The following is a 22,397-nucleotide window of genomic DNA, read 5'->3' on the forward strand; positions in this document are numbered from 1 at the left end:
TGTCGCGTTTGATGATAGGCTGGACGCGCCTTGCCCGATCCGTGGCTACCATTGCAATCATCCGCACAACGCCCTCGCGAGTTTCGACCCCAACATGTCCAAAGGCTACCGCATACAGGCATCCACCGGCATTCACCGGGGGGACCGCGACTACCAGCAGGATCAGGTGTGCCTGCTGCACCATCCCCGACATGGCAGCTGCATGCTGGCCGTGCTGGCCGACGGCATGGGTGGTCGCAGTGGGGGCCGCAAGGCTTCTGATCAGGTCATGCTCACCGCGCGGCAACTGTTCGACCGTTACGATCCCGATACCGACGACGCAGGCTCGCTGCTGCGCCAGATCGTCGAGGAATCGCACCTTGTGATCAAGCTCACGGCGGTGTCGGCGGAGCAGGAACCGCACAGCACCATCGCCGCGTTCCTGATCAACCCGGGTGGCGACAGCCACTGGGTGCACGCAGGTGACTCGCGCATCTACCACTTCCGCAACGGCAAGATGGTCTTCCGAACCATGGACCACTCCTACGTGCAGACGCTGGTGAACCAGGGCGAGATCAGCGAGGAAGAAGCGCTGGACCATCCACACGCCAACATTCTCATGGGTTGCCTGGGCACCGAGAACGATCCACCGGTCGACATCCACGTCGTGCCGCAGTTGCACCCTGGCGATGCACTGATGGCCTGCAGCGATGGCGTGTGGCATTACTTCACCCCCGAAGAGCTCTCCAGCACCATTGCCATGCTCTCGCCGCGCGAGGCCTGCGAATTCCTGATCCAGAAGGCGCGCACGCGCGCCAAGGGCATGGGCGACAACCTGTCCCTGACGATCGTCAAGCTCGAGCCTCTCGGCTGAACAGCGCCGATTCAGGTCAGGCCGGTATCGACCAGCCGGTGCTCCAGCGCCAGGAATTCCGCCGATTGCATCTCGCTCAGGCGCGACACGGTGCGCGGGAATTCGTGCGACATCGGCCCCTCCAGGTACAGCTCCTCGGGCACTACCGCGGCCGACATCACGAACTTGACCCTGCGGTCGTAGAGCACGTCCACCAGCCAGGTGAAGCGACGCGCCTCCGAGGCCTGGCGCACCGACATCTGGGGCACGTTGGACAGCATCAGCGTGTGGAACTGGGTGGCGATTTCCAGGTAGTCGTTCTGCGAACGCGGCCCGCCGCACAGGGTGCGGAAGTCGAACCAGATCACGCCGCCCGCACGCCGCAGCGCATGGATCTGGCGCGCCTCGATGTGCATGACCGGATCCTGATCGCCCACCTCGGCCAGTTGCTCGAAGGTGGCTTCCATGGCCGCATCGGCTTTTGGCCCCAATGGACAGTGGTAGAGCTGGATGTGCGTGAGCGTGCGCTGCCGGTAGTCGGTCCCGTTGTCCACGCTGAGGACCTCAAGCCGTTCCTTGAGCAGCGCTATAGCAGGGAGGATCCGATCCCGGTGCAGACCGTCCGGGTACAACGCGTCGGGGTGGAAGTTGGAAGTGGTGACCAAACCCACGCCAGCCTTGAACAAGGCATCCAGCAACCGGTGCAGGATCATGGCATCGGTGACGTCGGCAACGTGGAATTCGTCGAAGCAGATCAGCTTGTACCGTTTGGCGATGCGCGCGCCGAGCTCTTCGAGCGGGTTCACGGTCCCCTGGAGTTCGCGCAGTTCCCGGTGCACTTCGCGCATGAATTCGTGGAAATGCAGGCGCGTCTTGCGTTTGAGCGGCACCGCCTCGAAGAAGCACTCCATCAGGAAACTCTTGCCGCGCCCGACCCCGCCGTGCATGTACACACCGCGCGGAATCTCCGGGTTGACGAAGAGCTTCTTGAGCGAGTTGGACCGCTTCTGCTTGTAGGCCGCCCATTCGCTCGCGCAGCGTTCCAGCGCGTCCACTGCGCGCTCCTGCGCCGGGTCGGACGTGTAGCCACGCTCCTTGAGCGCGGCCTCGTAGGTGCTGCGGACGCTCAAGATCGCAGCGTCAGAAGTTCAGCGTGCGCTTGTCCACCGCCAGAGCGGCTTCCTTGGTCGCCTCCGAGAGCGAGGGATGGGCGTGGCAGATGCGCGCGATGTCTTCAGCGCTGGCCTTGAATTCCATCGCCACCACGGCTTCGGCGATCAGTTCGGAAGCCATGGGGCCCACGATGTGCACGCCGAGGATTTCGTCGGTGGTCGCGTCCGCCAGGAACTTGACCATGCCGGTGGTGTCGCCCAATGCGCGCGCCCTGCCATTGGCCAGGAACGGGAAGGTGCCGGCCTTGTAGGCGACACCATCGGCCTTGAGCTGCTGTTCCGTCCGCCCCACCCAGGCAATCTCGGGGCTGGTGTAGATCACCCAGGGAACGGTGTTGAAGTTGACATGCCCGTGCTGGCCGGCAATGCGTTCGGCCACCGCCACGCCTTCTTCTTCCGCCTTGTGTGCCAGCATTGGACCCCGCACCACGTCGCCCACCGCCCACACACCCTTCAGGCTCGTGCGGCACTCGTCGTCCACCACGATCGCGCCACGCTCGTCGAGCTTCAGGCCCACGGCCTCGGCGTTGAGGCCAATGGTGTTGGGCACGCGGCCGATCGAGACAATGAGCTTGTCGGCATCGAGGCTCTGCTCTTCCCCTTTGGCATTGGTGTAAGCCACGCTCACACCCTTCTTGCTGGTCTTGACCTCGCCGACCTTCACGCCCAGCTCGATCTTCAGACCCTGCTTGTCGAACGCCTTCTTGGCTTCCTTGGCGATCTGCTGGTCCACCGCGCCCAGGAAGGTGGGCAGGCCTTCGAGGATGGTGACGTCAGCGCCCAGGCGGCGCCACACCGAACCCATTTCGAGGCCAATCACGCCCGAGCCGATCAGCACCAGCTTTTTCGGAACAGCGCCGACGCGCAGCGCGCCGTCATTGGACAGCACGGTTTCTTCGTCGAACGGCACGCCCGGCAGGGCACGCGCGTTGGAGCCCGTGGCCACGATGATCTGCTGGCCCGTGATGACTTCTTCGCTGGCGCCGGCGACCTGGATCTCGTAGCCCGCTTCCACCGCTTTCACGAAGGACCCCCGGCCGTGGAAGAACGTGATCTTGTTTTTCTTGAACAGGTAGAGGATGCCGTCGTTGTTCTGTTTGACGACGGCATCCTTGCGGGCGAGCATCTTCGCGACGTCGATCTTGACGTTGCTGGCGCTGATGCCGTGTTCGGCAAAGTGGTGGTTGGCGTGGTCGAAATGCTCGGACGACTGCAGCAGCGCCTTGCTGGGGATGCAGCCCACGTTGGTGCAGGTGCCGCCCGGTGCAGGGCCGCCCGTGGCGTTCTTCCACTCGTCGATGCAGGCCACCTTGTAGCCGAGCTGGGCGGCACGGATGGCGGCGATGTAACCGCCGGGGCCGCCGCCGATCACGACGACGTCAAATGCTTGGGACATGTTGTTTTCCTGAGGTCAAAGGGCCAACGCCCCTGGCGGGGCGTTGGCGGGAGAGGCTGCGGATCAGATGTCGAACAGGATGCGGGCCGGGTCTTCCAGCGCTTCCTTCATCGCCACCAGGCCCAGCACCGCCTCACGTCCGTCGATGATGCGGTGGTCGTACGACATGGCCAGGTAGTTGATGGGACGGATCACGATCTGTCCGTTCTCGACCACCGGCCGATCCTTGGTGGCGTGCACGCCGAGGATCGCCGATTGCGGCGGGTTGATGATGGGCGTGGACAACATCGAACCGAAGGTGCCGCCGTTGGAGATGGAAAAGGTGCCGCCCGTGAGGTCATCCAGGCCGATCTTCCCGTCCTTGGCCTTCTGTCCGAATTCGGCGATCTTTTTCTCGATGTCGGCAAAGCTCATCTGGTCGGCATTGCGCAGGATGGGCACCACCAGGCCGCGTGGTGAGCCCACCGCAATGCCGATGTCGAAATAGCCGTGGTAGACGATGTCGTTGCCATCCACAGAGGCGTTGATGATCGGGTACTTCTTGAGCGCGTGCACCGCCGCCTTGACGAAAAAGCTCATGAAGCCGAGCTTGACGCCGTGTTCCTTCTCGAACTTTTCCTGGAACTTCTTGCGCATCTCCATCACAGGCGCCATGTTCACTTCGTTGAACGTGGTCAGGATGGCGTTGGTCGACTGCGACTGCAACAGGCGCTCGGCCACGCGTGCGCGCAGGCGGGTCATGGCCACCCGCTCTTCCGGGCGGTCGCCCAGGTCGGGTGCGACCACCGGGACCTGCGGGAGCACCTTGGCGGGAGCCCCGGTCGGAATCGAGACGGGAGCGGCCACGGCCTTGGGTGCGGAAGCAGCCGGTGCCGTTGCGCCGCCGGCCACCGCCGAGAGCACGTCGCCTTTGGTCACTCGGCCATCCTTGCCCGTGCCCGACACCGAGCCGGATGCCAGGTTGTTGTCCGCCATGAGCTTGGCGGCAGCCGGCATGGCCACACCGGCCTTGGACTGCGACGCCGATGCCGCCGGCGCAGCCGCTGCGGCAGGAGCCGCCACGGGGGCTGACGACGCGGGTGCAGCGGCTGGCGCGGCCGCCCCGGCCACCGCCTCGGTGTCGATGCGCGCGATCAGCTGCTCTGCAGCCACCGTGGCGCCGTCGGCCTGAACCAGTTCCACCAGCACGCCGGCAGATGGGGCTGGCACCTCCAGCACCACCTTGTCGGTTTCGATCTCGATCAGGATCTCGTCGACCGCGACGGCATCGCCCGCCTTCTTCTTCCAGGTCAACAGGGTGGCCTCGGCCACCGATTCAGAGAGTTGCGGGACTTTGACTTCTACGATTGCCATTGTTTTTCCTGCGCTATGCGTTGTGCGTTGTGCATCACTTGGTGAGGATGAAGCCCTTGAGCTTGCCGAAAGCGGCTTCGATCAGCGTCTTCTGCTGCTCCTGGTGCAGGTGGGCGTAACCCACTGCCGGAGAAGCGGACGCCGCACGCCCGGCATAGCCGAGCTTCTGGCCTTCCAGCATGTTCTCGTGGATGTAGTGCTGAACGAAGAACCAGGCACCCTGGTTCTGTGGTTCGTCCTGACACCAGACCACGTCGGTGGCGTTGGGGTACTTGCGCATTTCCGCACCGAACACCTTGTGCGGGAACGGATAGAGCTGCTCCACACGCAGGATGGCCACGTCGTCCGAGCCACGCTCCTCGCGCTTTTTCACCAGGTCGTAGTACACCTTGCCCGAACAGCAGATCACGCGCTTGACCTTCTCGGCCTTCTTCACCACATCGGCGTCGTGCTCTGGAATGACGGTCTGGAAACCGCCCTTGGTGAACTCCGACAGCGGTGACGTCGCGTCCTTGTTGCGCAACAGCGACTTGGGCGTGAAGATGATCAGCGGCTTGCGCAGCCCGCGAATCATCTGGCGCCGCAGCACGTGGAAGATCTGGCTGGCGGTGGTCGGCTGCACCACTTGCATGTTGGTGTCTGCGGCCAGCTGCATGAAGCGCTCCAGGCGCGCCGAACTGTGTTCGGGGCCCTGGCCTTCGTAGCCGTGCGGCAGCATCATCGTGATGCCGTTGACGCGACCCCACTTCACCTCACCCGACGCGATGAACTGGTCGATCACGACCTGTGCGCCATTGACGAAGTCGCCAAACTGGGCTTCCCAGATCACCAGCGTGTTCGGATCATTCGACGCGTAGCCGTACTCGAAACCCAGCACCGCTTCCTCGGAGAGGATGGAATCGATCACCACGAACGGCGCCTGGTTGTCGGCGACGTTCTGCAGCGGCACGTACGTGCCCTCGTCGTACTTCTCGCGGTTCTGGTCGTGGATGACAGCGTGGCGGTGCGTGAACGTGCCACGCCCGCAATCTTCACCCGACAGGCGCACCGGAAAACCGCTGGCCACCAGCGAGGCGAAAGCCATGTGTTCGCCCATGCCCCAGTCGACGGGGATCTCGCCGCGACCCATGGCCGCGCGATCGGCGTACACCTTCTTCACCAGTTGATGGGGTGTCACGTTCTCCGGGATCGTGGTGAGGCGGTCCGACAGGCGCTTCCATTCGGCCATGGGGATGGCGGAATCGGCGTTGTCGGTCCACTTCTTGCCCAGGTACGGGCTCCAGTCAACGGCGAACTTGCTCTTGAAGTTGGTCAGCACCGGGTCCACCGTGTGCCGGCCGGCGTCGAGCGCTGCACGGTAGGACTTGACCATGTCGTCGCCCAGCGTGTCGCCCAGGCCTTGTGCGGCCAGCTTGTCGGCGTACAACTTGCGCGTGCCCGGGTGGGCCGCGATCTTCTTGTACATCAGCGGCTGGGTGAGGCTGGGTGTGTCCTGCTCGTTGTGACCCAGCTTGCGGAAACAAACGATGTCGACCACCACGTCCTTCTGGAAGGCCATGCGGAAATCGAGTGCCAGCTGGGTGGCGAACACGACCGCTTCGGGGTCGTCCCCGTTCACGTGCAGCACCGGCGCCTCGATCATCTTCACCACGTCCGAGCAGTACAGCGTGGAACGGCTGTCTCGCGGGTCGGAGGTGGTGAAACCGATCTGGTTGTTGATGACCAGATGCACCGTGCCGCCCGTGGAATAACCACGCGTCTCGGCCAGCGCCAGGGTTTCCATGACCACGCCCTGCCCGGCAAACGCCGCGTCACCGTGCACCAGCACCGGCAGCACCTGCTTGCCCAGCGGATCGCCACGGCGGTCCATGCGGGCGCGCACCGAGCCCTCCACCACCGGATTCACGATCTCCAGGTGCGAAGGGTTGAATGCGAGCGAAAGATGCACCGGACCACCGGGGGTGGTCACGTCCGAGCTGAAGCCCTGGTGGTACTTCACGTCGCCGGAAGGCAGGTCTTCAGGTGCGGTGTGATCGAACTCGGCGAACAGGTCCTTGGGCATCTTGCCCAGGGTATTGACCAGCACGTTGAGGCGACCCCGGTGCGCCATGCCGATCACGATTTCCTGGATGCCGACCTGACCCGCCTGGCGGATGAGTTCGTCCATGGACGCAATGAAGCTCTCGCCGCCTTCCAGCGAGAAACGCTTCTGACCCACGTACTTGGTGTGCAGGAATCGCTCAAGGCCTTCAGCCGCGGTCAGGCGGTCGAGGATGTGCTTTTTCTTCTCGGCATTGAACGCGGGCTTGGTGCGGCTGCCTTCCAGCCGCTCCTGCCACCAGCGCTTCTGGCCCTGGTCGGTGATGTACATGTACTCGGCGCCGATGGAGCCGCAGTAAGTCTCACGCAGGGCATTGAGCAACTCGCGCAAGGACATGGTTTCCTTGCCGAAGAACGTGTTGCTGGTGTTGAACACGGTCTCGAGATCGGCATCGGAGAAGCCGTAGAACGAGAGTTCGAGTTCGGGAATGTGGTCGCGCTCGGCGCGCTTCAGGGGATCGAGGTCGGCCCAGCGGGCACCCACGTTGCGGTAGGCGGCGATCAACTGCTGGACGGCGACGCGCTTGCGGCCAAGTTCGGAATCAGCACCGGTGGCCACGACGACCTTGGTGCCACCTTGTTTGGCGCGTTCGGCAAACGCGTTGATGACGGGCTGGTGGGGCACGTCGCGGGCGTCGGAGCCGTCAAGTGCCGGAACGTGCTGGAGGGCGTCAAAGTAGCCGCGCCAGTTGTCGGGCACGCTGCCCGGGTTTTCGAGGTAGTTCTCGTACATCTCTTCCACGTACGGCGCATTGCCGCCGAAGAGGTACGAGTTGCCCTTGTAGGCAACGTAGACGTTGCCCCCGTTCGATGGGGTATCGCTCATGAATCCGCTGACCTCCGTTTCCCTTGGGGAAACATTAGCTGGTTAAGTAAAACCTCCCGCGGCACGGCTGAACCGTTTGGCGGATGCGACAGTGACTGTGGAAGGACCTGACTGCAGCCCTGGATTGTGCCACCTTGGGCTATGCAGGTGGCAGAAGAATGCGCCTGCCGTGTTTCAGAAGTGCGTCAGGATGCAACGCGAGGCGAAAGCCGCTCGGATGCGGGCACGGAACTGGGCTCGTCCATCTCAATGGCGATCTGGGTACAGACGGTGCGGCAGAGCGTGACGGCCTTCTCGCTCTGCACCCTGTAAATGACCTGCGTGCCTTCCTTGCGCTTGGCCAGAACGCCGGCCCGGTACAGCAGGTTCAGGTGCTGAGACAGATTGGGCTGGGTGGTGTCGATCTCCTGCAACAGTTGGGAGACCGATTTCTCCTTGTCGCACAGCGCACTGAGGATTCGAAGTCGCATCGGGGTGGCCAGCACGCCGAACAACTCCGCCGCCAGTTCGAACACGCGCACCTTCTCCACCTGCCCGGGGGTTTCGATCATTTGGTCCATGGCGATCTTCGGTAGTGGCAATATAAGCATGAATCATACTTATAAAGGCCTCGCTAGGCCACCTGAAGCCCCCGGAGCGCCGCTCGGGCACATTCAGGCGAGAAGGTCCTTGATCTGCTGCAGGGCGGACGGATCGTCCATGGTGGTGAGGTCGCCTGCGTCCCTGCCTTCACAGACCGCCTGGATGGCCCGTCGCAGGAGCTTTCCGCTGCGGGTCTTGGGCAGAAGGCTCACAAAGCGAACTCGCGCGGGCCGGGCCACGGCACCGAGTTGCTCGTCCACCACCTTCATGATCTCGCCCTCCAGCTGGAGGCGGGCGGCATCCGTGGTCAGCGCGGACGCGTCCTTGGCCACCACAAACGCCATGGCCACCTGCCCCTTGAGCTGATCGGCCACGCCCACCACCGCCACTTCGGCCACGTTGGGGTGGCTGGAGATGCTTTCCTCGATCTCCCGCGTGCCCAGCCGATGACCTGCCACGTTGATGACGTCGTCGGTGCGTCCCAGGATGTAGAAATAGCCGTCCTTGTCGCGAACGCCCCAGTCGAAGGTGCTGTAGACCAGCTTGCCGGGAATACTCTTCCAGTACGTGTTGACGAATCTCGCGTCATCGCGCCAGACCGTCTGCATGAAACCCGGCGGCGTGGGTCCCTCGATCACGACCACACCCTTTTCGTCTGCAGCGGTGAGTTCCTCGCCGCTGCTCTCATGCAGCAGTTTCACCCCGTAACCGTACATGGCCACGCCTGGGCTGCCGAATTTGCTGTCTTTCCTTTCCACACCATTGGCGATCGTCAGGATCGGCCATCCGCTCTCGGTCTGCCAGTAGTTGTCGATGATGGGCACGCCCAGCCCATCGCTGATCCAGCGAGCGGTCGGCTCGTCCAGCGGCTCGCCGGCCAGGAACAGCGCCTTCAGGCTGGAGAGGTCGTACTTTTTCAGGTAGGCCGGGTCCTGCTTCTTGAGCACGCGCACGGCCGTGGGCGCGCTGAACATCATCGAGACTTTGTACTTCTCGATCAGGCTCCACCAGATGCCGCCGTCCGGGCGGATCGGCAGGCCCTCGTACATGATCGTGGCCATCCCGGCGATCAGGGGCCCGTAAACGATGTAGCTGTGCCCGACCACCCAGCCGATATCGCTGGTCGAGAAATAGGTGTCGCCCGGTTCACCCATGAAGATGTGCTTCATGCTGGCCGCCAGCGCCACCGCGTAGCCGCCCGTGTCGCGCTGCACGCCCTTGGGCTTGCCGGTGGTTCCACTGGTGTATATGGTGTAGCTGATGTCGGTGGCGTCCAGCCACTCACATGGCACCTGCGCACCCAGGCGTTGTTCGCGCAAGGCTGCGTAGTCGTGATCGCGCCCGGGCACCAGATTCATGGCGGCAAGTCCCCGGTTGACCATGATGACGGAGGTCGGCTTGTGGCTGGAGAGGCGGATGGCTTCGTCAAGCAGGGGCTTGTACTCCACCACCTTGCCGCCCCGGGAACCGGCATCGGCGCTGACGACGGCCACCGGCGAGGCGTCCTCGATGCGGTTGGCCAGTGAGTGGCTCGCAAAACCGCCGAAGACCACCGAGTGGATGGCGCCAATGCGCGCGCAGGCGAGCATGGCGAAGGCCGCTTCGGGAATCATCGGCATGTAGATGAGCACCCGGTCGCCCTTCTTGACGCCCTGATCCAGCAGGACGGCGGCCATGTGCTGCACCTCGGCGTGCAGCTCCCGGAAGCTGTAGGTGCGTTCGGCGTCAATCTCGGTGGACACGAAGATCAACGCGTTCTGCTCAGCCCGGTCCTTCAGGTGGCGGTCCACCGCGTTGTGACAGAGGTTGATCTGGCCGCCTTCGAACCAACGGGCAAACGGCGGGTTGTCGTGATTGCAGACGCGGTCGAATGGCTTCTCCCAGTCCACCAGGGCCGCCTGCTCCGTCCAGAACGCATCGCGGTCCTCCATGGAACGGCGGTAGAACTCGGCGTAGCCCCGGTGGTGATTCATGGTTGTCTCCTGCGTTGGAATGCGGATGAAATCAAACTGAATTCATAATTATGAGAGCCAGCCTTTCGAGAGGCTGACGGCCCGAAAGGGGCAGCGCCAGTGGCCCGACTCACTTGATCAACGCCTGCACTTCTTTGAACGCAGGGTGTTCAGCGGTGCGCAACCATTCGAAAGCCACCATTTCCGTGGTGACCAGCTCAGCGCCCGCCCCGGCGAGGCGGTCAAAGGCGGCATCGCGGTTGCGTTCGGTGCGCGAACTGCAGGCATCCGTCACCACCCACAGGTCGAACTCCTGTTCAATGAGTTCCAGCGCGGTCTGCAACAGGCACACATGGGCTTCGCAGCCCGCCATCACAATCACGGCGCGTTCGGCCGCAGGCGCGGCCGGGGCAGGTTTTTGAAGGTGCCTGGGCAAGCTGCGCGCGTTGCCTCCACCCTGGCGCACCGGTGGACGAAGCCAGTCGGCCAGGCCTTCGCCCACGGCGCCAAAACTCATCTTGGCCAGCGTCTTGCGGCAGAGCTCGCGCAGCTCGGGGTCGTTGGGGCCCAGCCGGTCGGGGTTCTGCTCGGTGCCGAAGACCGGGACATCGAACAAGTTTGCCATGCGCGCCAGGCGCCGGGCGTTCGCGAGCACCGCGGGGCCTTCGAAGATCGCGGGCATCAGGCGGGCCTGGTAGTCCACCAGCACCAGTTGGGATTCAGAGGCATCCAGCAGCATCGTGTGTTTCTTTCGGATCGGGTTCGTGCGGCATTCTCGCAGCGTGGGGCGCGCCCTTCGTCGGTCGGGTTCAACCACCGGGCTGGCCACGGCAGGCCGACGGAGGAAATCACAAGGCAAATCAAAGGCTTGCGGGAAATTCATAACTTGACTTCGAACGCTGCGCCCGTTACGCTGCGCCCCATGTTCCGCTGGCTCCCCATCCTGATCCTGAGTTGCTCGGCCGTGGCACACGCCACGCCGGGGGGAACCAGCTTCAACGACATCGACGGCCTGCTGGTGGAAAAAGGCCTCATGACGCGCATGGGCGAACAGATCCAACAGACGCGCGACACGGTGGGCGAGCAGGCGTCCAGTCTCGTGATCAACGCCCTGGCCTTTCTCGACATTCCGTATCGCTACGGTGGCAACAACACCCAGACCGGGTTTGATTGCAGCGGTTTCGTCCGTGCGGTGTATGAGCAGTCGGTCGGCAAGGTGCTGCCGCGCCGCTCCGACGAGCAGGCCGCTGCCACCCAGGAAATCGACCGAAACGATCTCAAGCCCGGCGACCTCGTGTTCTTCAACACCATGAGGCGTGCGTTCAGCCATGTGGGCATCTACATGGGCGAAGGCAAGTTCATCCACTCACCCAGGGCCGGGGCACAGGTGAGGGTGGAAGACATGCGGGTCGCTTACTGGCACAAGCGATTCAACGGCGCGCGCCGTGTGCCACTGGGCGCGCAAGAGTCACGCTGATCCGCCTGCTGCACCCAGAAAAAAACCCGGCCTTTGCCGGGTTTCTTCTGGGGAGCTCAGGGCCCTACTTGCGCTGCGGCGGCACGTCGGTGCACGACCCGTGTGCAATCTCCGCTGCCATGCCGATGCTCTCGCCCAGCGTGGGGTGTGGATGGATCGTCTTGCCGATGTCCACGGCGTCTGCTCCCATCTCGATGGCCAGAGCGATCTCGCCGATCATGTCGCCCGCGTGCGTGCCCACCATGCCGCCGCCCAGGATCTTGCCGTGGCCGTGGGCCTCGGGCGAATCGTCGAACAGCAGTTTGGTGACACCTTCGTCGCGCCCGTTGGCAATGGCGCGGCCAGAAGCATTCCAGGGGAACAGGCCCTTTTTCACCTTGATGCCTTGCGCCTTGGCCTGGTCTTCGGTGAGGCCCACCCAGGCCACCTCGGGGTCGGTGTAGGCCACGCTGGGAATCACACGCGCATTGAACGCGGCACTGGCGAGCTCCTGGTTGCCTTGCAACTCACCAGCGATCACCTCGGCCGCCACGTGTCCTTCGTGCACTGCCTTGTGCGCCAGCATGGGCTGACCCACGATGTCGCCGATGGCGAAGATGTGCGGCACGTTGGTCCGCATCTGGATGTCGACGTTGATGAAGCCGCGATCGGTCACCGCCACGCCGGCCTTGTCGGCCGCGATCTTCTTGCCATTAGGACTGCGGCCCACGGCCTGCAGCACCAGATCGTAGGTCTGTGGCTCGGGCGCCTTGCCGCCCTCTTCCGCAGCAGCGAAGGTCACCTCGATCCCTTCAGGCGTGGCCCTGGCCGACACCGTCTTGGTCTTCAACATGATGTTGTCAAAGCGCTTGGCGTTCATCTTCTGCCAGATCTTCACCAGATCCCGGTCGGCACCCTGCATAAGGCCATCGAGCATCTCCACCACGTCCAGGCGCGCGCCGAGCGTGCTGTAGACCGTGCCCATCTCCAGGCCGATGATGCCGCCGCCCAGGATCAGCATGCGCTTGGGCACTTCCTTGAGCGCCAGAGCGCCCGTGCTGTCGACCACGCGTGGATCGTCGGGCATGAAGGGCAGGCGCACAGCCTGGCTGCCCGCGGCGATGATCGCCTTCTTGAAGGCGACCACCTGCTTCTTGCCGGTCTTCTCCTGCGCAGCGCCCGTGGTTTCCTCCACCTCCAGGTGGTTGGCGCCCACGAAGGCCCCGTAGCCGCGCACGGTGGTGACCTTGCGCATCTTGGCCATGGCGGCCAGGCCACCCGTGAGCTTGCCGATGACATTTTCCTTGTGACCACGCAGCTTGTCGATGTCGAGCACGGGATCGCCGAAAGACACGCCGAGCGCGGCCATGTGGCTCACCTCGTCCATCACCGAGGCGACGTGCAGCAAGGCCTTGGACGGGATGCAGCCCACGTTCAGGCAGACGCCGCCCAGCGTGGCATAGCGCTCCACCAGCACGACCTTGAGACCGAGATCGGCGGCGCGGAACGCCGCGCTGTAGCCGCCGGGCCCACCACCGAGCACGAGCACGTCGCAATCGAGATCGGCCGAGCCCGCATAACTGGAAGCGGCATCCACCTCCGTTCGGGCTGAGCCAGTCGAAGCCCTGGCCGAGGTTTTGGCGAGGCCTTCGACAGGCTCAGGACGAACGGAAGTCGGCGTAGGTGCGACTGGTGCAGCAGCCGCCGCCTCCAGCGTCAGCACCACGCTCCCCTGCTTCACCTTGTCGCCCAGCTTCACCTTGAGTTCCTTGACCACGCCTGCCTGCGAAGAAGGAATCTCCATCGATGCCTTGTCGGACTCGACCGTGATGAGCGATTGCTCGGCCTTCACCGCGTCGCCCGGTTTGACGAGCAGCTCGATGACCGCCACTTCATCGAAGTCGCCGATGTCCGGAACTTGAATTTCAATCAGTGCCATCGCCGTGCCTTAGAGAAGAACGCGACGGAAGTCGCCGAGGATCTGGCCGAGGTAGGCGTTGAACCGCGCGGCTGCGGCACCGTCGATCACGCGGTGGTCCCAGGTCAGCGAGAGCGGCAGCATCAGGCGCGGCTGGAAGGCTTTGCCGTCCCACACCGGTTCCATCTGACTCTTGCAGACGCCCAGAATGGCCACCTCGGGCGCATTGATGATGGGCGTGAAGTAACGCCCGCCAATGCCGCCCAGGCTGGAAATGGTGAACGTGGCGCCGCTCATTTCGGCCGGGCTCAGCTTGCCTTCCCGCGCCTTCTTCGCCAGCTCACCCATTTCCTGGCTGATCTGCAGAACGCCCTTCTTGTCGGCATCCTTGATCACCGGGACCATCAGACCGTTGGGCGTGTCGGCCGCGAAGCCGATGTGCCAGTACTGTTTGTAGATGAGTGCGTCGCCGTCGATGGAACTGTTGAACTCCGGGAATTTCTTCAACGAGGCCATGCAGGCCTTGATCAGGAAGGCCAGCATGGTCACCTTGATGCCGCTCTTCTCGTTTTCCTTGTTGGTGGAGACGCGGAAGGCTTCGAGATCGGTGATGTCGGCGTCGTCGTGGTTGGTGACCGCCGGGATCATGACCGCGTTGCGCAACAGGTTCGCGCCGCTGATCTTCTTGATGCGGCCCATCTCCTTGCGCTCGATCGGGCCGAACTTGGCGAAGTCCACCTTGGGCCAGGGAATCAGCCCCAGGCCGGCGCCATCGCCGCCGCCGCCCGCCGGTGCCTTGGCAGACTGGACTTTGGTCTGCGCCGCACCGGACATGACCGCCTTGGTGAAACCCTGGACGTCTTCCTGCGTGATGCGGCCCTTGGGTCCGCTGCCCTTGACCTCTTCGAGCGGCACGCCGAGTTCGCGAGCGAACTTGCGCACGGATGGCGAAGCGTGGGGCAGCCCCACAAGGGTCGTCGCCGTCGGGTTGTGCGCCGCTGGCGCGGCAACCACTTCCGTTCGCCCTGAGCTTGTCGAGGGGCTTGCCTGAGCCTGCGCCGGGACAGGGGCTTCGGCAGGCTCAGCCCGAACGGATGCGGGAGCAGCCTGTGGAGCAGCGGCCACGGCGCCCTCGAGCACCGCCAGCAGATCTCCGATGTTGACCGTGTCACCGACCTTGACCTTGAGTTCCTTCAGCACACCTGCGGCGGACGAGGGAATCTCCATCGAGGCCTTGTCGGATTCCACCGTGATCAGGCTTTGCTCCACGGCGATCTTGTCGCCGGGCTTGACCAGCACTTCGATGACAGCCACGTCCTTGAAATCGCCGATGTCGGGTACGTGCACTTCGACAGGGCCGCTGGAAGCCGGCGCGGCCGCCGGGGCCGCCGCTGGGGCAGCCGGCGCGGGCGCGGCAGCAGGCGCCGGTGCAGCAGCGGGAGCCGCCGGGGCAGCCGCCTCACCCTGCGCCTCCAGCACCAGCACCACGGAACCTTGCTTCACCTTGTCGCCTACCGCGACCTTGAGCTCCTTGACCACGCCGGCCGTGCTCGACGGAATCTCCATCGAGGCCTTGTCGGATTCCACGGTGATCAGCGACTGCTCGGCCTTGACCGTGTCACCCACCTTGACCAGCAGCTCGATCACCGCCACTTCATCGAAATCCCCAATGTCCGGGACCTTCACTTCAATCAGTGCCATGTTCTTGTCTCCGGGTTAGGCGTGGAGCGGGTTCACTTTGTCGGCCTGGATGCCGTACTTCTTGATGGCTTCGGCCACCTTGGCCGCTGGCACCTTGCCCTCTTCGCTCAACGCCTTGAGCGCCGCCACCACGATGTAGTGGCGGTTGACCTCGAAGTGCTCACGCAGCTTGCTGCGGAAATCGCTCCGGCCGAAACCATCGGTGCCCAGCACTTTGTAGGTGCGGTCCTTGGGAATGAAGGGTCGAATCTGCTCAGCGTAGTTCTTCATGTAGTCCGTGGAGGCCACCACAGGGCCGGTGGTCGAGCCCAGCTGCTGCGCCACGAAAGGCACGCGAGGCGTCTCGGTGGGGTGGAGCAAATTCCAGCGATCGGCCTCCTGGCCATCTCGCGCGAGTTCGTTGAAGCTGGGGCAGCTCCACACGCCCGCACTCACGCTCCAGTCTTTCTCCAGCAGCTCCTGGGCGGCGATGCTTTCGCGCAGGATGGTGCCGCTGCCCAGCAACTGCACGCTCGGCGAGGTCTTCTTGAGTGCCGGCGCCTGCTTGCAGTAATACATGCCCTTGATGATCTGCTCTTCCGTGCCGGGCTGCAGGCCTGGCATGGCGTAGTTCTCGTTGAGCAGTGTCAGGTAGAAGTAGACGTTGTCCTGTTTCTCGACCATGCGCTTGAGGCCATGGTGAAGGATCACACCGACCTCGTGCGCGAACGTCGGGTCGTAGCTGATGCAGTTCGGAATGGTGCCGGCCAGGATGTGGCTGTGGCCGTCCTCGTGCTGCAAACCTTCGCCGTTGAGCGTGGTGCGGCCCGAGGTGCCACCCAGCAGGAAGCCACGCGCCTGCATGTCGCCCGCCGCCCAGGCGAGGTCGCCGATGCGCTGGAAGCCAAACATGGAGTAGTACACGTAGAACGGCACCATGATGCGGTTGCTGGTGCTGTAGCTGGTGGCTGCCGCGATCCAGCTGCTCATGCCGCCGGCTTCGTTGATGCCTTCCTGCAGGATCTGACCGGCCTTGTCTTCCTTGTAGTACATCACCTGGTCTTTATCGACCGGGGTGTACTGCTGACCCGCCGGGTTGTAGATGCCCACCTGACGGAACAGCCCTTCCATACCGAAGGTGCGGGCTTCGTCCACCAGGATGGGCACCACGCGCGGACCCAGCGCCTGGTCGCGCAGCAACTGAGTCAGGAAGCGAACGTAGGCCTGCGTGGTCGAAATCTCGCGCCCCTCGGCCGTGGGCTCCAGCACAGCCTTGAAGGTCTCCAGCGACGGCACGGTGAAGCTTTCGTCGGCCTTAACGCGGCGTTTGGGCAGGTAGCCGCCCAGCGCTTGGCGGCGCTCGTGCAGGTACTTCATCTCCGGCGTGTCATCGGCCGGCTTGTAGAACGGGATCTTGGCCAGTTCACTATCGGGTATGGGGAGGTTGAAGCGGTCGCGGAAGATCTTGATGTCTTCGTCGGTGAGCTTCTTGGTCTGGTGAACCGTGTTCTTGCCCTCGCCCGACTTGCCCATGCCGAAGCCCTTGACGGTCTTGATCAGCAACACCGTGGGCTGACCCTTGTGGTTGACCGCCTTGTGGTACGCCGCGTAGACCTTCTGCGGATCATGACCACCGCGCTTGAGGTTCCAGATGTCGTTGTCGCTGAGGTGGGCCACCATCTCCAGCGTCTTGGGATCGCGGCCAAAGAAATGCTTGCGCACGTAGGCACCGTCGTTGGCCTTGAATGCCTGGTAGTCGCCATCGACCGTGTCCATCATGATCTTGCGCAGCGCGCCGTCCTTGTCGCGCGCCAGCAGGTTGTCCCATTCGCTGCCCCACAGCAGCTTGATCACGTTCCAGCCGGAACCCCGGAATTCACCTTCCAGTTCCTGGATGATCTTGCCGTTGCCACGCACCGGACCGTCCAGGCGCTGCAGGTTGCAGTTCACCACGAAGATCAGGTTGTCCAGGTTCTCGCGCGCGGCCAGGCTGATGGCACCCAGCGATTCCACTTCGTCCATTTCGCCATCGCCACAGAACACCCAGACCTTGCGGTTCTCCGTATTGGCAATGCCGCGCGCATGCAGGTACTTCAGGAAGCGGGCCTGGTAGATCGCCATCAGCGGGCCCAGACCCATGGAAACGGTGGGAAACTGCCAGAACTCCGGCATGAGTTTCGGGTGCGGGTAGCTGGAGAGCCCCTTGCCGTCGACTTCCTGCCGGAAATTGAGCAACTGCTCCTCGGTCAGGCGGCCTTCCAGATAGGCGCGTGCATAAACGCCGGGCGACACGTGGCCCTGGATGTAGAGGCAGTCTCCCCCGTGGTTTTCGCTCTCGGCATGCCAGAAATGGTTGAAGCCGGCACCGAACATGTGGGCCAGCGAAGCAAAGGAACCGATGTGCCCACCGAGGTCGCCGCCGTCGTCCGGGTTGTGTCGGTTGGCCTTGACCACCATCGCCATGGCGTTCCAGCGCATGTAGGCGCGCAGCCGTTCCTCGATCTCGATGTTGCCCGGGCAGCGCTCTTCCTGGTCGGGCTCAATGGTGTTGACGTAGCCCGTGGTGGCGGAAAACGGCAGGTCGATGCTGTGTTGACGCGCTTCCTCCAGGAGCTGCTCAAGCAGGAAGTGCGCCCGTTCGGGCCCCTCACGCTCGATCACGGCGGCCAGGGCCTGCATCCATTCGCGGGTTTCCTGGGCGTCCACATCCCCGGCGGCACCGGGGCCGTTGCGAGCGTCGTTCGCTGACATGCTTGTCTCCTGTTGGTTTGAATCGAGCTTACGGAGGTCTTTCCGCAGTGTCACGGATTTTTCCACAAAAGGTTTTCAATTTCAATATGTGCTTGAAGTTTTTATAATGTGATATTCAAGGCGAGATGCATCGCCTTCTTCCACAGGGTCTCACGTAGACTCAAGACCCTCATGATTCCGCTGCCGCCTGCCTCCAACCCGAACCGGCCAGCCACACAGGCGGCCTGGTGGAAACGCTGGTGGCGGCGCCTGCCCCCTTCACGTCAGGACAGGTTCGCCACACTCGGCCCCCTGCTGGCCGTGCTCCTGTTCCTGTCCGCCATCGTGGTGGCGATCACCTACCTCCGTTACGAGGAACTCGAACGCGAACAGGAGGCCGTGACCCGGGACGTGGAATACGCCCAGCAGCGATTGCGGTTGCGGCTGCTGGAACGGCAGGAGCAACTGATGCGCCTGGCCCGCGAAGTGAGCAACAAGGAGATCGAGAGCGAAGAGTTCGAATTCCAGGTGGAATCGCTGGTGAGCCAATTTCCCGAGATGCTGGCCATCAGCTGGGTCGACGGTCGGCGCAATGTGCAGGCCACCTATGCCTCGCCCAGCGCACCGGTGGCGCTCACGCGCGCCGTGGGCAGCACCCTGTCGCCGGGAGAGACCGATGGCACCTTCGAACTCGCGCGCGACCTGCGCCAGCCGGTCTATTCGCGCCCTCTGGGCGACGACGCCCGAAACGCCACCTTGATGCTTCACGTCCCCTTGAGCGAGCAGGGGCGCTTCTCCGGCACCATCATGGGCGAGTACTCCATTGATGGATTGATGCGGTTCGGGATTCCGCCGGAGATCATGGCGCGCTATGCCGTGGCCCTGGTGGATGATCGCGAGCGCGTACTGGCCGGCAGCCTGCAGGCGCCGGATTCGGTGCTGCGTCTGCTGCCATGGTCCAACCCGCCGCTTGAACACGAAGTTCCCGTGTCCCCTGTGGGCAACGGTCTGATCCTGAAGGCGCAGGGCTACCGCACTTCCCAGGACATCGTGGGCAGCGGCTTCTTCTGGGTGATCGGCGCCTTGAGCGCTTTGACCGTGTGGATGCTCCTGGGCACCTGGCGCCACACGCGCCGCCGCGTGCAGGCACAACAGGCCCTGATGGCTGAGACCAATTTCCGCCGCGCCATGGAAAACTCCATGCTCACCGGCATGCGTGCCCTGGACATGCAGGGCCGAATCACCTACGTGAATCCGGCCTTCTGCTCCATGACGGGGTGGACCGAGGGCGAACTGGTGGGGCGGACGGCGCCATTTCCCTACTGGCCAGAAGAAGATCACGACCAACTGGCCGCACGGCTCGAAGACGAACTTCGTGGTCGCTCCACGCCGGGCGGCTTCGAGGTTCGTGTGCGCCGCCGCGATGGCAGCATCTTCGATGCGCGCATGTACGTCTCACCGCTGATCGATCCCAAAGGACATCAAACGGGCTGGATGACGTCCATGACCGACATCACCGAACCCAAGCGCATCCGCGAAGAGCTCTCCGCTTCGTATGAACGTTTCACCACCGTGCTGGAGTCTCTGGACTCCGCCGTGTCGGTGGCACCACTGGGCAGTGACGAAATGCTCTTTGCCAACAAGATGTACCGCCTGTGGTTTGGCACCCGTGGCCTCGGTCACCGGCACCTTGTCGACCTCGCTGGCAACCAGCCGTCGCCCAGCCCGGACGACGGTGACGCCGTCGACGCCTTTGCCGGCATGCCGACGGAGACGCTGACCGATGCGGGCGCGGAGAACGCCGAAGTGTTCGTGGAGGAGTTGGACCGCTGGCTGGAGGTGCGCACACGTTACCTGACCTGGGTCGACGGACGTCTCGCACAAATGGTGATCGCCAGCGACATCACGCCGCGCCGGTTTGCCGAGGAGCAGGCGTCCCGTCAGGCCGAGCGTGCCCAGACCGCAAGCCGCCTCATCACCATGGGAGAGATGGCCTCCAGCGTGGCGCACGAGCTCAACCAGCCGCTCACCGCCATCACCAACTACTGCAATGGCATGATCTCGCGCCTGCAGGAACAGCGAATCAGCCCGGACGAACTGCTGGGCGCACTGGAAAAAACCTCACGGCAGGCACAACGCGCCGGGCAGATCATCCAGCGCATTCGCGCCTTCGTGAAGCGCAGTGAACCCAATCCCACGTTGTCGGACGTGGCGCAGATGGTCAACAACGCCATTGAGCTCGCGGACATCGAACTGCGCCGCCACCAGGTGCGCCTTTCGCCCTATGTGGCCGCGAGACTCCCCAACCTCATGGTGGATCCCATCCTGATCGAACAGGTGCTGATCAACCTGCTCAAGAACGCCGGCGAAGCGATCGCGCAGGCCGGTCGTCTGCCCGGCGAACGGTACGTGGAACTTCGCGTCGGGCCTCGGCGTCTCGATGACCAGGATGTGGTCGAGTTCTCGGTGCGTGATTCGGGCAACGGCGTGCCCGATGAAATGATCGAGCGCATCTATGAAGCCTTCTACACCACCAAGAGCGAGGGCATGGGCATCGGGCTCAAGCTGTGCCGCAGCATCGTCGAATCGCATCATGGAAGGATGCAGGTGCAGAACATCTACAATGGTGAAGAGGTGGTGGGCTGCTGCTTCAGCTTCTGGATCCCCGTGGTCTCGCGGCTGCAGATCCACAGCGCCGCGGCCGGGCCTGCCACAGAGCCGCTGACGGACACAGAAAGAGCGAGATGAGTTTGATCCCCAAAAAAGGCAGCGTCTACGTGGTCGATGACGACGAGGCGGTGCGAGACTCACTGCAATGGCTGCTGGAGGGCAAGGACTTCCGGGTTCGCTGTTTCGAATCGGCCGAAGCGTTCCTCAGCCGCTACGATGCCCGTGAAGTGGCCTGCCTCATTGCCGACATCCGTATGGGCGGCATGACCGGGATGGAATTGCAGGACCGGCTGATTGAGCGCCAGTCCCCCCTTCCCATCGTCTTCATCACCGGCCACGGCGACGTGCCCATGGCTGTGGAGTCCATGAAGAAGGGCGCGCTCGACTTCATCCAGAAACCGTTCAAGGAAGACCAGCTCGTGGCCCTCGTCGAGCGCATGCTCGAACACGCGCGCGAAGCGTTTGCCACACACCAGCAGGCCGTCAGCCGTGACGCCCTGCTCTCCAAGCTCACGAGCCGCGAAGCCCAGGTGCTCGAGCGCATCGTTGCGGGCCGGCTGAACAAGCAGATTGCCGACGACCTGGGCATCAGCATCAAGACGGTGGAAGCCCACCGCGCCAACATCATGGAAAAGCTGGGCGCCAACACCGTGGCCGACCTGCTCAAGATCGCACTGGGACAAACACCCGCCAAGGCCTGACCACCGTTCACACGCCCGCTTCGCAACGCCCGCCCTCATCCCGGCGGGCGTTTCCGTTTCAAACCTTTCGCCTCTCCTCGACATGACCGCCCAACTGATCGACGGCAACGCCCTTTCGAAAAAGATCCGCGCCGAAGTCGCCGGCCGCACCGCTGCGCTGAGAGCCCGGGGTGTCGTGCCCGCGCTGTCCATCATCCTCGTGGGAGAGGACCCGGCCAGCCAGGTTTACACGAAGCACAAGGTCAACGACAGCACAGAGACTGGCCTGCAGGCCACCCTGGAGCGCTACCCCGCCAGCATGACCGAAGCGGAGCTGCTCGCCCGGATAGAAGCGCTCAACCGAGACCCTATGGTGCACGGCATCCTTGTGCAGTTGCCTTTGCCGCGCCACATGGACGCGAACAAGGTGATCGAAACCATCTCGCCTGCCAAGGATGTGGACGGGTTTCACATCTCGAGCGCCGGCGCGTTGATGGTGGGGCAGCCAGGCTTCTGGCCATGCACGCCCTACGGGTGCATGAAGATGCTCGAGGACATCGGGTACGAGCTCAAGGGCAAGCACGCGGTGGTCATCGGGCGCAGCAACATCGTGGGCAAGCCGATGGCGCTGATGCTCCTGCAGAAAAACGCCACCGTGACCATATGCCACAGCTCGACTCATGACCTGAAGTCCCTGACGCTGCAGGCCGACGTGTTGGTGGCTGCCGTGGGCAAACGCAACGTGCTGACGGCGGACATGGTGAAGCCGGGCGCGGTGGTGATCGATGTCGGCATGAACCGCAACGACGACGGCAAGCTTTGCGGGGATGTGGACTTCGAGGGGGTGAAGCAGGTCGCAGGCTGGATCACGCCCGTGCCGGGCGGCGTGGGGCCCATGACCCGCGCGATGTTGCTCGTCAACACGCTGAAAGCGGCGGAGCGACAGGCAGCTTAGGGAATTCTGGAGGCGCGATCCGGAGTCGAACCGGACTAACCGGATTTGCAATCCGGGGCATAACCGCTTTGCTATCGCGCCATCAAGATCGGCAC

General features: G+C 63.6%; 15 protein-coding genes and 1 tRNA gene. 5 read left to right on the top strand and 11 right to left on the bottom strand.

The features are described 5' to 3' along the window. Nucleotides 1-94 precede the first annotated feature (94 nt). A complete protein-coding gene (locus tag ACTIEY_RS11350) occupies nucleotides 95-853 on the top strand; it encodes a PP2C family protein-serine/threonine phosphatase (protein WP_439519209.1) in 759 nt (252 codons plus the stop codon). A gap of 11 nt (nucleotides 854-864) precedes the next feature. Here ACTIEY_RS11350 and zapE read toward each other — a convergent pair whose 3' ends face one another. The 7 genes from zapE to ACTIEY_RS11385 form a co-directional block, all read right to left on the bottom strand. Beyond that, nucleotides 865-1,962 (bottom strand): cell division protein ZapE, encoded by a 1,098-nt coding sequence (gene zapE / locus ACTIEY_RS11355; RefSeq protein ID WP_439519210.1) that lies wholly within the window; start codon nucleotides 1,960-1,962, stop codon nucleotides 865-867. Nucleotides 1,963-1,972: 10 nt separating this feature from the next. Further along, nucleotides 1,973-3,400: a dihydrolipoyl dehydrogenase gene (lpdA, locus tag ACTIEY_RS11360; protein WP_439519211.1), complete on the bottom strand. Its 1,428-nt coding sequence runs from the start codon at nucleotides 3,398-3,400 to the stop codon at nucleotides 1,973-1,975. A 63-nt stretch (nucleotides 3,401-3,463) separates the two neighbouring features. Then, nucleotides 3,464-4,753 (bottom strand): 2-oxoglutarate dehydrogenase complex dihydrolipoyllysine-residue succinyltransferase, encoded by a 1,290-nt coding sequence (gene odhB / locus ACTIEY_RS11365; protein ID WP_439519212.1) that lies wholly within the window; start codon nucleotides 4,751-4,753, stop codon nucleotides 3,464-3,466. 34 nt (nucleotides 4,754-4,787) lie between these two features. Further along, nucleotides 4,788-7,679, bottom strand: a complete 2,892-nt coding sequence (locus tag ACTIEY_RS11370; RefSeq protein WP_439519213.1) for a 2-oxoglutarate dehydrogenase E1 component — start codon at nucleotides 7,677-7,679, stop codon at nucleotides 4,788-4,790. Between the two features lie 185 nt (nucleotides 7,680-7,864). Then, nucleotides 7,865-8,239 (bottom strand): ArsR/SmtB family transcription factor, encoded by a 375-nt coding sequence (locus ACTIEY_RS11375; protein WP_439519214.1) that lies wholly within the window; start codon nucleotides 8,237-8,239, stop codon nucleotides 7,865-7,867. A gap of 93 nt (nucleotides 8,240-8,332) precedes the next feature. Next, nucleotides 8,333-10,234, bottom strand: coding sequence for a propionate--CoA ligase (locus ACTIEY_RS11380; RefSeq protein ID WP_439519215.1), 1,902 nt, complete (start codon nucleotides 10,232-10,234; stop codon nucleotides 8,333-8,335). A 109-nt stretch (nucleotides 10,235-10,343) separates the two neighbouring features. Beyond that, nucleotides 10,344-10,952: an isochorismatase family protein gene (locus ACTIEY_RS11385; RefSeq protein ID WP_439519216.1), complete on the bottom strand. Its 609-nt coding sequence runs from the start codon at nucleotides 10,950-10,952 to the stop codon at nucleotides 10,344-10,346. Nucleotides 10,953-11,135: 183 nt separating this feature from the next. Here ACTIEY_RS11385 and ACTIEY_RS11390 point away from each other — a divergent pair, with 183 nt between their 5' ends. After that, nucleotides 11,136-11,690: a C40 family peptidase gene (locus ACTIEY_RS11390; RefSeq protein WP_439519217.1), complete on the top strand. Its 555-nt coding sequence runs from the start codon at nucleotides 11,136-11,138 to the stop codon at nucleotides 11,688-11,690. A gap of 64 nt (nucleotides 11,691-11,754) precedes the next feature. Here ACTIEY_RS11390 and lpdA (ACTIEY_RS11395) read toward each other — a convergent pair whose 3' ends face one another. From lpdA (ACTIEY_RS11395) to aceE, 3 genes are read right to left on the bottom strand one after another with little or no spacing between them, the layout of a single operon-like run. After that, nucleotides 11,755-13,608, bottom strand: a complete 1,854-nt coding sequence (lpdA, locus tag ACTIEY_RS11395; protein ID WP_439519218.1) for a dihydrolipoyl dehydrogenase — start codon at nucleotides 13,606-13,608, stop codon at nucleotides 11,755-11,757. Nucleotides 13,609-13,617: 9 nt separating this feature from the next. Further along, complete coding sequence (gene aceF / locus ACTIEY_RS11400; protein ID WP_439519219.1) at nucleotides 13,618-15,288, bottom strand: dihydrolipoyllysine-residue acetyltransferase; 1,671 nt, start codon at nucleotides 15,286-15,288, stop codon at nucleotides 13,618-13,620. 15 nt (nucleotides 15,289-15,303) lie between these two features. After that, nucleotides 15,304-18,018 (bottom strand): pyruvate dehydrogenase (acetyl-transferring), homodimeric type, encoded by a 2,715-nt coding sequence (gene aceE, locus ACTIEY_RS11405; RefSeq protein WP_439519220.1) that lies wholly within the window; start codon nucleotides 18,016-18,018, stop codon nucleotides 15,304-15,306. A gap of 171 nt (nucleotides 18,019-18,189) precedes the next feature. Between aceE and ACTIEY_RS11410 the strand changes: the two genes are divergently transcribed. From ACTIEY_RS11410 to folD, 3 genes are all read left to right on the top strand, one after another. Next, nucleotides 18,190-20,745, top strand: a complete 2,556-nt coding sequence (locus ACTIEY_RS11410) for a PAS domain-containing sensor histidine kinase (protein ID WP_439519221.1) — start codon at nucleotides 18,190-18,192, stop codon at nucleotides 20,743-20,745. Beyond that, the gene (locus ACTIEY_RS11415; RefSeq protein WP_086123488.1) at nucleotides 20,742-21,368 is read left to right on the top strand and encodes a response regulator transcription factor; all 627 of its coding nucleotides are present in this window, start codon (nucleotides 20,742-20,744) and stop codon (nucleotides 21,366-21,368) included. Before ACTIEY_RS11410 ends, ACTIEY_RS11415 begins: the two co-directional genes overlap by 4 nt. An 82-nt stretch (nucleotides 21,369-21,450) precedes the next feature. Then, a complete protein-coding gene (folD, locus tag ACTIEY_RS11420) occupies nucleotides 21,451-22,302 on the top strand; it encodes a bifunctional methylenetetrahydrofolate dehydrogenase/methenyltetrahydrofolate cyclohydrolase FolD (protein WP_439519222.1) in 852 nt (283 codons plus the stop codon). A 7-nt stretch (nucleotides 22,303-22,309) separates the two neighbouring features. Here the strand turns inward: folD and ACTIEY_RS11425 are convergent. Next, a tRNA-Cys gene (locus ACTIEY_RS11425) sits at nucleotides 22,310-22,383 on the bottom strand. Between the last annotated feature and the right edge of the window lie 14 nt (nucleotides 22,384-22,397).

The sequence above is a fragment of the Hydrogenophaga sp. genome, from assembly GCF_051858985.1.
Lineage (GTDB): Bacteria > Pseudomonadota > Gammaproteobacteria > Burkholderiales > Burkholderiaceae_C > Hydrogenophaga.